This is a genomic window from Paenibacillus sp. FSL K6-3182, assembly GCF_037976325.1.
In the GTDB taxonomy this organism is placed as follows: domain Bacteria; phylum Bacillota; class Bacilli; order Paenibacillales; family Paenibacillaceae; genus Pristimantibacillus.
The window spans coordinates 1,143,617-1,156,480 of record NZ_CP150265.1 but is presented as its reverse complement, the minus strand read 5'-3'; the positions used below and the strand labels follow the sequence as shown (position 1 = coordinate 1,156,480).

Annotated in this window: 11 protein-coding genes and 1 pseudogene; 2 read left to right on the top strand and 10 right to left on the bottom strand. The window is 45.1% G+C overall.

Going from position 1 to position 12,864, the window contains the following annotated elements:
* Positions 1 to 14: 14 nt before the first annotated feature.
* The 3 genes from MHH56_RS05055 to MHH56_RS05045 form a co-directional block, all read right to left on the bottom strand.
* Complete coding sequence (locus MHH56_RS05055; protein ID WP_339207023.1) at positions 15 to 434, bottom strand: hypothetical protein; 420 nt, start codon at positions 432 to 434, stop codon at positions 15 to 17.
* 431 nt (positions 435 to 865) lie between these two features.
* Entirely contained in the window at positions 866 to 1,099 is a 234-nt protein-coding gene (locus tag MHH56_RS05050; protein ID WP_339207021.1) for a hypothetical protein, read from the bottom strand.
* A gap of 79 nt (positions 1,100 to 1,178) precedes the next feature.
* Positions 1,179 to 1,358: a hypothetical protein gene (locus tag MHH56_RS05045; protein ID WP_339207020.1), complete on the bottom strand. Its 180-nt coding sequence runs from the start codon at positions 1,356 to 1,358 to the stop codon at positions 1,179 to 1,181.
* 237 nt (positions 1,359 to 1,595) lie between these two features.
* Here MHH56_RS05045 and MHH56_RS05040 point away from each other — a divergent pair, with 237 nt between their 5' ends.
* Positions 1,596 to 1,934, top strand: coding sequence for a hypothetical protein (locus MHH56_RS05040; RefSeq protein ID WP_339207018.1), 339 nt, complete (start codon positions 1,596 to 1,598; stop codon positions 1,932 to 1,934).
* Positions 1,935 to 2,052: 118 nt separating this feature from the next.
* Entirely contained in the window at positions 2,053 to 6,531 is a 4,479-nt protein-coding gene (locus MHH56_RS05035; protein WP_339207017.1) for an AAA family ATPase, read from the top strand.
* 153 nt (positions 6,532 to 6,684) lie between these two features.
* On the opposite strand, the gene MHH56_RS05030 is transcribed toward MHH56_RS05035, so the two are convergent.
* The 7 genes and pseudogenes from MHH56_RS05030 to MHH56_RS05000 form a co-directional block, all read right to left on the bottom strand.
* The gene (locus tag MHH56_RS05030) at positions 6,685 to 7,077 is read right to left on the bottom strand and encodes a DUF1801 domain-containing protein (RefSeq protein ID WP_339207016.1); all 393 of its coding nucleotides are present in this window, start codon (positions 7,075 to 7,077) and stop codon (positions 6,685 to 6,687) included.
* A gap of 24 nt (positions 7,078 to 7,101) precedes the next feature.
* Entirely contained in the window at positions 7,102 to 7,290 is a 189-nt protein-coding gene (locus MHH56_RS05025) for a hypothetical protein (RefSeq protein WP_339207014.1), read from the bottom strand.
* 139 nt (positions 7,291 to 7,429) lie between these two features.
* Positions 7,430 to 7,597 (bottom strand): annotated as a pseudogene (locus tag MHH56_RS05020) (M48 family metallopeptidase); the annotation flags it as partial.
* Between the two features lie 14 nt (positions 7,598 to 7,611).
* Positions 7,612 to 8,379, bottom strand: a complete 768-nt coding sequence (locus MHH56_RS05015; protein ID WP_339207013.1) for an ABC transporter ATP-binding protein — start codon at positions 8,377 to 8,379, stop codon at positions 7,612 to 7,614.
* An 11-nt stretch (positions 8,380 to 8,390) separates the two neighbouring features.
* A complete protein-coding gene (locus MHH56_RS05010; RefSeq protein WP_339209509.1) occupies positions 8,391 to 10,619 on the bottom strand; it encodes an FtsX-like permease family protein in 2,229 nt (742 codons plus the stop codon).
* A gap of 128 nt (positions 10,620 to 10,747) precedes the next feature.
* Positions 10,748 to 12,055 (bottom strand): MFS transporter, encoded by a 1,308-nt coding sequence (locus MHH56_RS05005; protein ID WP_339207011.1) that lies wholly within the window; start codon positions 12,053 to 12,055, stop codon positions 10,748 to 10,750.
* Positions 12,012 to 12,674 carry a TetR/AcrR family transcriptional regulator gene (locus MHH56_RS05000; RefSeq protein ID WP_339207010.1) on the bottom strand — a complete coding sequence of 221 codons (663 nt, stop codon included), beginning with the start codon at positions 12,672 to 12,674 and terminating at the stop codon, positions 12,012 to 12,014. Before MHH56_RS05000 ends, MHH56_RS05005 begins: the two co-directional genes overlap by 44 nt.
* Between the last annotated feature and the right edge of the window lie 190 nt (positions 12,675 to 12,864).

The window sequence follows — 12,864 nt, the reverse complement described above, 5'->3', positions numbered from 1 at the left end:
CAAGAGAGCATGCCTTAGGAAGGAAAATAAACCTCCTGTCGGAACTTCAACACGTATGCCTGCCATTCACTGAATCTAGCATGGTATTCATCAATCACGCCTTGTACGGTCTCCCAGGTATTCTTTCTCTCCGCAATCTTGGACAGCAGCTTATGCAGCCTAAGATCGACCGGTACCCAGAATCGGAAATCAGTGATCGGCTCAGACAACTGTGCGATATACTGTGTTAGAAATTGTAGGCTTTCCAAAAAGAGTCGACTTCGACGATACGCATCAACAATGAAGACAATCTGAATTTGCGCTACATGCGTATCCTCATATTGATTCTCCGCGGTTCCGCAAATATAGCCGAACGCCCCAATGATTTCATCTTCTTCGTTAAAACATAAAAAAGCTTCTTTTTTCATCAGAACCGAGCTTGCCAGAAAACTCAACGAGATCGGATAAGAATATGGAAGCTTCAATTCCTTGTAGTGCTCCAGCAAAAACACAAGATATTTATCCTGATAGCTCTCTGTACTACAGACCTGGAAGTAATAGCACATACGACTTATTCCAACTCCTTATATGCTTTTAATCTGTTCTTCCCTTACAGTATCTATGAGAATAGCGTCCACTAGAAAAAGCTGCCCCCGAAAGTCCAAAGACCCGGGTGCAGCTTTTGACCTAATCTGAGACTTACTTCGCGGAAGCTGTTCTCAATTGCTCGTTGCTGGTTAGCAGATTAATTACAATTTGCAGAGGCTCTCTGCCGCCTTTGTTACTGAGGCCAGTTCTTACTGGAAACATATGCAAGTCACCCCCTTTCCTTCGACATGAGATGCTCAAGAGAATTGTCTTTGCAATCCCATATTTCGTCATAATACTACAATTTATTTTGCTCATCTATACCTATAAAGAGGTATCTTCCTTCCTCTACTTTCGAGGCATTGTTGCTCATTTGAATTGCCATCATTGGTACATCCCCCCGCACCTTTCTCCCATATTGGAATGTCCTTATCTCCGCCTTTAGCAGCATCCAATAAAGGAGCGCTGCGGTTTCGGCAAGAGGAACGAACAGGCTTCCTTCTACGCCATGTACGATCATTCTGCGGTTCATAGTATAAGAATCATGGCAATCCATCGTTTGCTTCCCTTTAAACCTTTCAACCTCATCCTCTGCTCTTAGCTTTTATGCCCTAAAATTTTATAACTCCCACATACGTACATCCCCCCACAATCAGCGCCGCTATGAAAAAAATACCGAAATACCACTTTGTAAATTTAAAGCTCGTACCTTCGCCGTCCCACCATATCTTAACGAAAATAACAACACCAAAAAGAATAATGCTAATAAAAGCAATGAAGGCATCAAACATCTCTTATCCACCTCAACCTCTCTAAATTGGTTCTATACAGTTCAATTCGTTGTGTTTATAAAATAGAATAAGTTTTTCAATTTCTCTATACCTATAAAGGAGTATCTTCATTAAAAGCATTATGCGCACGACAGTACATACTACCTCTTTAGAGGTATGGCGTTTTCCACTATGGGGTTTTATGATATCGATAGATTTTCCTTGGGAATGAGTGAACCAGTATGAAAGGGGATTAAAATGTTAGCAATGTCAACAACAGCCCGATCGGGCGGTAAACGAACGGCCCTCATTGTAAACTTGGTCATCCATATTCTCTATATCCTTTTACTGCCTGTATGGTATTTTTTGTCCATGTTCTCCGTCATGCTGTTTGATGCGCCAGGCTCTGAGCAGCAATGGTTTGTATTGGTGTTCTACTATGCTTTAAATAGCTACCCCTACACCGTCCTGGGTGCAATTGTTTTGTCCTGGATCATCTATAAAAAAGGAATCTACAAATGGACTTATCTGATTACATTCATTCCAACTTTAATCCTTATTGTGGGTACCGGACTTATGCTTGTCTTCGGCGAATAGCAGGAAATGTCCATCCGCAATTTTTATCGTTTTTTATCGTTTCCTGTCTGTAATAAGATCAGCTCTTCCATTACAATAGGGTATAATCGCTAGTAGTTAATGTTAGAGGTGTTGGAAAATGACAGTGAAAAATTCTATGGAGAATGACCCCGTCAAATCAGAGCTTGGCAGGCTTTCCTCTGATTTGACGTTAAACCATGAAACAGGTGTGACACTTAGGGAATTTATGAATAGTCAAACGTGCATGAAGCCGGATGTGTTTCTCATCCTTGCCAGGGCAATTGCGGCCTCTGTCGGAAAACTTCATCAGCAACAGATCATTCATCTAGATTTACGACCAGAACGTATTGGTGTTCTTTCGAATGTAAACGAGGCATATTTAACCGATTCAGGTTGTGCGGTACATCGTTCGAAGGATGGCTATGTCCGTCCCCTCTACGGCATTATTGAATCAGGCCTGCCCTATTGCTCGCCTGAGCATACCGGCAGAATGTTACGAACCGTAGATGAGCGTAGCGATCTCTATTCATTAGGCATTATTTTCTACGAAATGCTGGTTGACCATCTGCCATTTCTAGCCGACGATCCACTCGAATGGGTATATATGCATTTGGCGCAAAGCCCCCCGCCGCTATTGAATCAAAGAATAGATTTACCCGACGGTCTAGCCGCTATTGTTATGAAGCTATTGGAAAAAAATCCGGATAATCGTTACCAAAATACCGGTTTTCTAATTGCTGATTTGGATAACATAGGACGTTCTAACGATACGTTCCTCATGGAACCGGGTTTTCACGGCAGAGAAAATGAAATTTCAATGCTTACACAAGCCTTTTATTCCGCTTGCTTCGGATCAACAGAAATGGTTTACATCTCTGGTGAAGCAGGAATCGGCAAAACAAGCTTGATGGAAGAGATGTTCCGTAAACAGCAGCATTCAAGAGATTTTTTCTATATTACAGGAAAATTCGAGCAAATATCGAAAGAAAGCCCATATCATCCCATTATTCAGGCATTTCGCGGATTAATGCGTCATTTGCTAGGGGGACGAAAGGAGCAGTCTCAGCTTTGGAGACGAAAGCTGCGAGAAGCTTTGGGCTCAAATGCCCATGTTATTACAGCAATAATTCCTGAAGCTGGGCTGATACTAGGAGACTCGCCTGCTTCGGAGGAGCTTCCGGCCAACGAGTCGAAGAAACGGTTCATTTATGTTTTTCGCAAATTTGTACAATCACTAGCTTCTAAAGAACATCCTCTCGTCCTGTTTATCGATGATTTGCAATGGGCGAATTCTTCATCTCTACAGTTAATTCACGCACTCTTAAACGATCCGGAAAGCCAATATCTGCTGTTTGTATGCGCTTATCGCCATACCGAAACAGACCGAAGCAAGCTGCCAGGGTATGAAGCGGACGGCAGCGTTTCCGATCACGCGCTTGTCCGTCATATTCATTTATCTCCAATGAGCCTTACGCAAATGAACTGTATCGTTATGGAGACGCTGAATAGCGAAGCCGGCACTGCCTTGTCTTTGACGGAATTGCTGTACCATCAATCAGGCGGTAATCCGTTTCACTTCAAACAAATATTGCTTCGCTTGCAGGACGACAGCATTCTGCTTTACAACCACGAGAAACGATGCTGGCAATGGAATTTGGGACAGATTATCGAGCAGGAACCCAGCTATGCGATTCATGATTTGATGGCGCACAAATGGCATCGTCTTTCGAGTAATGCGCAGGAGATGCTCAAGGTTGCAGCCTGTGTAGGAAGCATATTTCATCCCGATTTGATCTCTAGCGTTACAAATCGGAACATTGAAGATATCGTTGCAGAATGGTCCGCGATTGAAGCTGAAGGGATGATTTTGCCATATGAATCAGATAAGTATCGTTTTGCCCATGATAACATTCAGAAGCTAATATACAGTCAGATGGATAATGAGACGAAACAGGCTTTTCATATCCAAATAGGCAGATGCATGAACGGTAAAAACGCCGAGTATGGAGAGAATTCATTTGCTATTGTCAACCATCTGAATAGAGGCTCGAAACGAATAACGGACAGGCAGCAGCTGCTTCAGCTCGTAAAGCTGAATCTGGATGCGGGACACCGCGCCAAAGCCTCTTCTGCCTTCGATATTGCCTTAGGGTATTTCGGAAAAGGGGTGGGACTGCTGCCAGCGGAAGATTGGGACTATGAATTCGAGCTCATCTTCGAATTGCATGCCCAAAAAGCAGAATGTGAATATTTATGTGGCAATCATATGAAGTCAGATCAGGAAATCGATTTCTTGCTTGGTCGTGCACGCAATCCAGTTGAGCGGAGCAGGGTGCAAATGATCCGAATTATGCAGTACATTAATCAAGGTAAATATTTGGAAGGCACTGCTCTTGGTCTTGAAAGCCTGAAGGAGCATCAAATACTTATTTCACCCAATCCGGGAAGCTTCATGCTTCTAATGGAAGGACTGCGAATCGAGGCGTTACTGCGCAATCAGTATGACAGACTCGCTCATTTGGAGGAAATGTCGGATAAAGATCGAATTGCCGCAATGAATTTGATTTTTGCGATTACCCCCTCTACCTTCTTCACCAACAAAAAGGTCTATTTTCTGCTGATGTGCAGAGCCATTCAACTATCGCTTAAATACGGAAATACCCCTGCTTCGGCAGCAGTCTATTCCGCATATGGCATGATTTTGGGGAATGCGTTAGGCAAGTCTGATAAGGGCTACGCCATTTGCAAGGTAGGCGTGGAGCTTTCCGAGCGTTACAATATCACTTCAATAAAAAGCAACACCTATACCATATTCGGCGGGGTACTCTGCCAATTTGCCGGAAATGCCCGCGAAGGAGACGCTTACTTGGCAAAGGCGCTGCGTTTCGGAATGGACTCGGGGGACTATGTGTTTGCTAGCTATGCCATTGGCGCACATATCAACTCCTTGTACACTAGAGCGCCATTAAGTGAATTAGCCAGAGCAATAGCGGACTATATGGCGGTCCTTGATACAACGAATGATGAATTCGTGAGACAAAATTTCTATCTGTATCAGCAAGTTATTCTCGCTCTCCAGGGTGGGACGGATGCACCGGACTCGTTCAGTGGTGCTGGCTTTGAAGAAGAGGAGTTTTTAAATCGGATCCGCAAAGAGGAGACTTCGGCCACAACCTTATTTCAATATAGCACATATAAAACTCAGCTATGCTATATACTGGGCAGCCATGAGGAAGCTATCCGCTGGGCTCAGCAAGCGAAGTCTTATGAGGCATATGCCACTCATTTGCCTCATTTGCCAGAATGCCTATTTTATGAATCACTCGCCACATTCGCCAAATATACACAGTCGCGTAATGGGTCATATAAGAAGAAAAACATCATTCGCAATCTGAGTCGTTTCAGAAAATGGGCGGCATGGAGCCCTACTAATTATCAGTCTAGGCAGTATCTCCTTCAAGCTGAATTTGCTCATGCCTCCAGCGATTTCGCGATGGCTGAGGAGCTGTATGACAAGGCTATACGCGAGGCTAGGGAGCAAGACGATTTACAGGTGACAAGTCTTGCAAGCGAACTTGCGGCTAACTACTATTTGAGACATGATAAGAGAAAAACGGCTTTATTTTATTTGCAATTAGCTATCGATGGCTACAAGCGATGGGAAGTGTCCGTGAAAGTAATGCAACTGGAGGAGCTCATGCTGCACTGGCAGCGGCATGAGGATGCGGATCAAACGTATGTAATCCCACCTACAGCAGGACGAAGTGATACAGAGCAGGCAGCAGGAACATCAGGTTCTCGGAACGAGCTTCATTCCGTGGACAGCATTGATCTCGCGGCAATCCTTAAAACAACTCAGGCGATAACGAATCAGATGGACATGGATACTGTGCTTGCTGAAATCATGAATACCATTATGAAGTATGCAGGTGCAAGTAAGGGCGCTCTGCTAACGGGCAGCAATGATGCTTTATATGTGCAAGTATATGCGGATTCAGAGGCAAAAGCTTATACGCCTCCTTTAGAATTATATGATAGTTCCATCTTGCCGGAAGGGATCATCCGATATGTTTTTCGTACACAAGAGAAGGTCCATTATAACGGAGGAGAAGAGAGTTGGCTAATTCATAACCCGTATATGGCAAAGCACCAACCTGAATCAGCCCTGTGTATCCCCGTAACTGTTCATGGCACTATGCTGGGTGTTCTTTACCTTGAAAACAAGCTTGCAAGCGGTGTATTCCCCTACGAGCGCATTGCTATTCTTCTCGCTATGGCGTCACATGGAATCTTCATGTGCGTGCTGCAAAGCTCGTCAGACCAATCCTATATAGAATCGGATTTGGAGGAAGACCAGCCACTGCCGGGTGGTATGGAGGAACCTCTGACGGATCGTGAGCTGGAGGTTCTAGCCTTATTAGCCGCAGGATTATCCAATAAGGAAATTGGCGATCATCTCATTATTGCCACAGGTACGGTGAAGGTGCATGTAAAAAATATATTTGCTAAATTAAAGGTCAACCGGCGCATAAACGCAGTAACCCAAGCTAAGGAACTAAAATTAATTGGTAAGAACACACGTCATCCTATTTCATGATTATTGTGGATTTGATTGATGGTGGTGTGAAGAAGCTTGCCTTGGAGGAAAGCTCCCCTCAAGGAACGGCATTCCGGTTGCTTCTACCCAAAGCTTTAGAAGAACGGAATAGGGAGTTTAGATGCGGCAGAGGAACCGCAGCATCTAAACTCCCTATTTCTTTTTTTTCACTTTCTTGTTCGCGGCTTTTTCAATATTCTCAGCTACTCTGTATTTTACGATCTCACCAATTAATTCGTAAGGTATAGGCTCGTCTAAAGGGAAACGAATCGACCCTTTTGCCCCTTTATACGGGGATAATTGCTGTTTAAAGGCCTCAATTCCGCTTGGAGCCGGATATAAGCCGATATGATTTTTGTAAGCAGCAAAATGAACAAGGTTCCCATGGAGCACGAAGGTCGGCATTTGATAGCTGATTTTTTCTGTCGCTTCTGGTGCAGCCACTTTAACCACGCCTCTTATCTTCTCCAAGATGTCCTGAATCTCAGGAGGGTAATTGGAGATATACTGATCGATTGTCTCAAATGTGATTTTATTGCCGTCCATGGCTGCTCCTTTCGGACCTTATAGTTATTTGCGGCGCTTCTGGGCCATTCTCGAATAAATGATGAATGCTGCGACAAGCATGCTAATGAAACCAACATTTTCTGCCGGTCCCTGTTCCACCCCAAATACCATACAAAGATTCGTAATAAGGCTTTTTACAAGCAGTGCTATGACAATCAGCATTAACGGACGAATAAAATTATATTTCTTCATTTAGTACCACTCCTGACGACGCCCATAGTAGATCAGCTCCCGCTAAAACTAGAAATTGTAATCGCTTTAATAGGAGTAATCCCGGCAAGTATACCAGTTTCCAGCCTGATCGTCCAACCTTTCCGCACAGCTCTAGCTTCTACAAAGCCAGCGCCTGACCATGCCTTGCTAGATACTCCTCATTTTCTTTGTAATCCGGAATGATGCTTCCTACGCGTCGCCAAAAAGAACGGTCATGATTTATATGGGTAAGACGGCAAAACTCAAGGATGATTATATAGTCGATCACCTCATTAGGAGCCATCGCACCAGACTCCCCCATTAAATCCCCATCTTTAAGAGCCAAGCAGAAAGCTTTTCCTCCCGCCCCTTAACATCGTCGCTATCAAAACGATATTTCCCTAAATACTGCTCGCCAACAATCTCTCCATCCTCCATCAACAGGACGCGCTCGGTTTTGGCAGCGACCTTGACGTCGTGCGTGACCAGCAGGATGGTGGTTCCGGATTGGTTGATGCTGCCAAGCAGCTCCATGATGTCAGACGTCGCTTTGGAGTTTAGTGCTCCCGTCGGCTCATCTCCGAGAATGATCTTCGGCTGGTTCATGAGCGCCCGGCAAATACTCACCCGTTGGAGCTGTCCGCCGGAAGCCTGCGTTATATCGCGATCTGCGAGCGCAGCGATTCCCGTTTTCTTCATCAGCTCCTCCGCTCGCAGGCGGATGGAGTCCCGGCTCTCTTTGGCTGCAAAATATTCGGAGAGAATGATATTATCGAGCATGCTGAGATTTTTGAGGAGATGGATCTGCTGAAAAATAAATCCCATTTTGTTCTGGCGCAGCTGATCCAATTCCTTCTCTGAAAGGGAGGAAATATTTTGCCCATCAAACAAGACTTGTCCGGAAGTCATCCGATCCATGCCGCTAATTGTGTAGAGCAAGGTCGACTTTCCCGAGCCTGACGCCCCCATGACGGCAACGAACTCGCCCTCGTGTATCTGCAGATTAATATTTTTCAGTACGGCTTGTTCTTGCCCTTTGCTTATTGAATAGGTTTTATTCAGGTCTGTAATCTCCAATATGTGGTTCATGCTTTATCCCCTCATTCGGTTATCATTCTCGTCATGCTGTATTTTTTCATCGATAGCGTGCCTACCAGCGTTGCAATGGTGACAACTAAACCAAGAGCTAATGGATACAAGAAATAAGATACCCATGGGTTCGTCACAAACTGGATATTGGAGGCTCCCATCGAAGACATCAGCATACCTACCAGACTTTGCCCAAACGTATGGGCCATAAGCGTACCCATGAGAATACCGCCTGCAAGCACAACCAGTATCCGTATCACGTACTGCTTTCGAATATATGCGGCGGCAATACCGAGGCTTCTCATAATGGCGATGCCGGAATAATCTTTTGCGGTCAGCAGCTTTAAGAAAAGCGAAGTAATCAGAATGGAGATAAACACAGCAATGATAACGGCAAGTACCGTAACCATCTTGATCTGCTTAATCGTCGAGCCGAGTGTCTGATGCATATAATCTTCGAGATGCGTCACTTTCACCCCTGGAAAAAGACCCGTATATTCGGTTATTTTGGCCCCTATATCGCTGCCATGTCTAATGTCCGCATTAAAGGTATACCAGAGTACATCCTCCGGTTGATAGGGCAGCAGCGCTTTGGCTGTTTTGCCGCCATTGGTCACGTCCTGATAAATGCCGCTAACGGTCATCTCATGCTGCTTACCGTTAATAACTAATATCAGCGCGTCTCCCACTTTTTTCGACAGAGCGTCAGCGTTCAGACTGGAGAGAGCCATATCGTTTTTGTTGATAGGAGCGTTGCCGCTGCTGTATTTCAAAGGAAAAATGGAGAAATCCCCCGTTTCAACCTGTATGCTCTCTAATGCTCCTTCACTTCCTACGACGCTGTATTTACTCGTCACGAGCGGAGAAAATTTCACTATATCCGTATCTTGAGCAAGGTAATGCTGAACTTCGTCAAATTTATCCTGCATGTGATCGGATTGCTGCAAATCCATTCGCATATCGCTTTGTCCAACCCCCATATACGCAACGAAGCTAGGTGACTGCATCGTATGCAAGAAATTGACCGGAACAATGATGATGAAGAAGCAAATGACAAAAATAATAAACAATAAAAGATACATTTTAAACCGTCCGACGACATCTTTCAGCGCCAAAAATACGTTAACACTAGGAATTCTGCTTTTATAAAGCGGCAACCGCTTCGTATTCACCTTAAGCTCGCCCATCGCACCGGCTCGCAGCGCTTCAACCGCCGAGATTTTATGAAATCGTCTCAGCACAAGGGTGCAGAAGAGCAGAACGAAAGCAAACACCAATCCAGCTACCAAAATAGGAATCAAGCTTTGCAGAATGCTTTGCGGAGCAATCCCGATATACAACGCCATATTGGATAGGAATAGCGGACGAATACAAAGGGAAACCACATATCCGAAAAGACTAGCGCCCCCCGCCAGAACAATATATTTGGTCAAATAGATGTTGCGAATATGCTGTTGACGGATGCCGAAGGCTTTCATAACGCCAATCTCTTTATAATCCTCTTCCAGCGTGGTCAGTATGGTGAACCGCAGACACAGCACCGCAATAAGAATTAATAAGCTGCTGACCAGAAAAATGATGACGGCGACCACCCCGTCCGTTAATGCATGAAGCATCTGGAACAAGGAATAGTCAATAGCAGGGCCTTTTGCCGGTAATCCGGCTGACTGGTATGCTGTCTTGAATTCATTGAGCTTGCTTAGATCCTTAAGCTGAAATGCAATCATATACTCCGTTTCACCGGTCATGCTCTTCAACGCTTCATGATCAGCTTCGCTTACGACGAATCGCTTGGAGCTGATAATCGAAGGATTCATTTGAACATCCCGCACAAAGTCTGTAATGGTGAACGTCATGTCTGATGATCCAGCCGAAACTCGAATCGTATCGCCCAGGTTCAAATGATGCTGCTGCCTATAATAAATAGGAACCGCAATCTCCCCGTCCAAAACCTCAATCCGCTTATTTTCCAGTGTAAGTAAATAATCAAAGCTCTTGTTCTGCACGACAAAGCCGTTATCCATTACGCTGCTGCTATCGGCTTCCTGATTGTCGCCAAAGAAGAGATTAGCATTGTCGATCACCAGCATTTCAGAGATTTGCTCACGCTTGACAAGGGAGTTCTCTGCCGCAAAGCTCTGAATGGCAGCTCTATCCACGGGTCCGGCGTGCATCTGCACGTAGTGCGGCGCACTAGATACAGTAAACAAATGGTTGATGGAGTGGAATAGCTGCGTCATCATCGTTGTCCCGCTGGAAGCAAGCAGCACAGACAGCATAATGAACACGAACAGGATAATCGTAATCGCCTTATTTCGTTTAAAATCTTTTTTTAATATTTTCGCTAGCATGTCAGCCCCTCCTTTCCTTACTTTGTCTCCAGCGCCCGAATCGACTTCATCCTTGCCATAATAAGTGCTAAAACGATGACCAAAATGCCAGAAATAATAAATAACAAGCCGATACCGCGCCCTTGGCCGCTGCCAATCCATTTTCCAACCGTGGAGGCTAGAAGCCCTCCTTCATCCATTAGAGGATTAAATATATGGTCGGATAAAAGACCCGCCGATGCATACGCAGCGACATAGCCGAATTGGGAGACCACTCCGATCATTCCCCAAGCTCTGCCTTGTGCTTCGTTTGGTATATTTGTTCGAATCAATACATCCGCGCTTGTATTAACGAAGGGCAAGGTTGCAAAAAACAGAAAGCCTGCGGCTGCGATTACGTAAATATTCGATGATACTCCAATAAGCGAGAAGAAAATACCAGCGACCAAAAGACCGACCGACAGCACGCGCGTATACCGCTGATTAACGTTGAAGACGCCAATAAACAAGCTGCCAAGCAGCAGCCCTGTCGCACTAACCGATTGGACGATCCCTAATGTCTTGGCATTAGATAACGGAAGCACCATGGGCGTAAATAAGGTTTGCAAAATGCCCATATAAAAGGTGACCACGGTCATTAGCAGCGTGAGAGTAAAAACCCCTTTTCGAGAGACAAGGATACGCCATCCCTCTTTCAAATCTTTTGCTAAGCTAAACTTCTTCTTGCTGACTGGCTTAGCAACCAAGCATCGGCGAACGGCGGAAATCGTAATGATCGTGATGAATACTGTGCTTATATCGATAATCAGAAGTGCCTCGATATCCACCACAGCAAGCAGCATGCCCGCAAGGACAGGTGAAAATAAATATTTGGAGGAGCCGGCAAGCTGCACCAGCCCGCTCGCTTTCGCAAACTGCTCTTCGGGCAGCAAATCTGTGATCGTCGCTTTATAAGCCGGATCGGTCAACGATGCGAATATAGAGCTGATCGTTACCCCCACACAGAGCTGCCAAAGCTGTGCCTCGCCTGAGAACATGACGATTAGAATGTAAATAAGCCCAAGCGCCGAGCCGCCATCACCGAGCAGCATCATCAGCCGTCGATCAAATCGGTCCGCCAATACACCGCCAACTGGACTTAACAGGATCATCGGCAAAAAGGTGCACAGCGTCACGAGTGACACTGCCGTGGCGGAGTGGGTCGTCTGGAAGACGTAAACCCCTAAGCCGAACGCGGTTAAGCCGCTGCCGATACTGGAGACCAGTTCCCCGAACCATAGAATGATAAATTTTCGAAAAGCATTATTCGCCATTCGGCTTACCGTCTGCCGCGTCTGCTTGCTCAAACAGCCTTGCCACGTAAGCGAAGCTGCCTTTCTCTGCTCCAAGCAGCGTTTCCATTGCATAAATGAAGCCTTGAATTTTTTGAAATATCTCCTGCGGCTGCCAGTTGAATATGCCCTCATCAAATAAGGTTATAGCAGACACAAGCAATAGCTCTATTGCTTCCTTCGGATATGGCGTGGCAAACAGCTTTTCTCTTATTCCTTGCTCTGTAACCTCCTGCAAAATAGGAGTCAGCTTGCGCACCGTCTCTGACAAACTTTTTTGATGCATTTGGGCATTATTGACGTCATGCAACGTTTCAATAAGCTGGCTTTTTGAGCTGTTTGAGGCCGGCTTTTGCGCGAGCATGATGTACAGAAACTTTTCGTGGACGGTAAGACTAGCATTTGCGGAGATTTCTTTGGCTGCCAGCACCCCGCTATCCACAATTCTGACGACGATTGCATCCATCACTTCTTCTTTCGATTTGAAGTAATAGTAGAATGTTCCTTTTGCAATTCCGATTTCTTTCAAAATATCGTTGATCGTCGTCTTGTCGTAACCCTTGGTATGGAATAAAGCTTCCGCTGTATCCAATATTTCATTTTTCCGTTCTTCCGGCTCTTTGAGCGTTCTCATGAAGACTCCTCCGTTCTATAGACCGACCGTCAGTCTATAAAGAGAATTATAATATATAATCCTTATTTTGTAAATACGGAGAATGACTCGGAGTAACGCAGTCGAATGAACAGTACGCAAAAAAAGACGCATAAGAGCTCTGCTCCCTGCGCCTTATTGGTGATGGTACCTGCAATCATTTGGAAGCCGT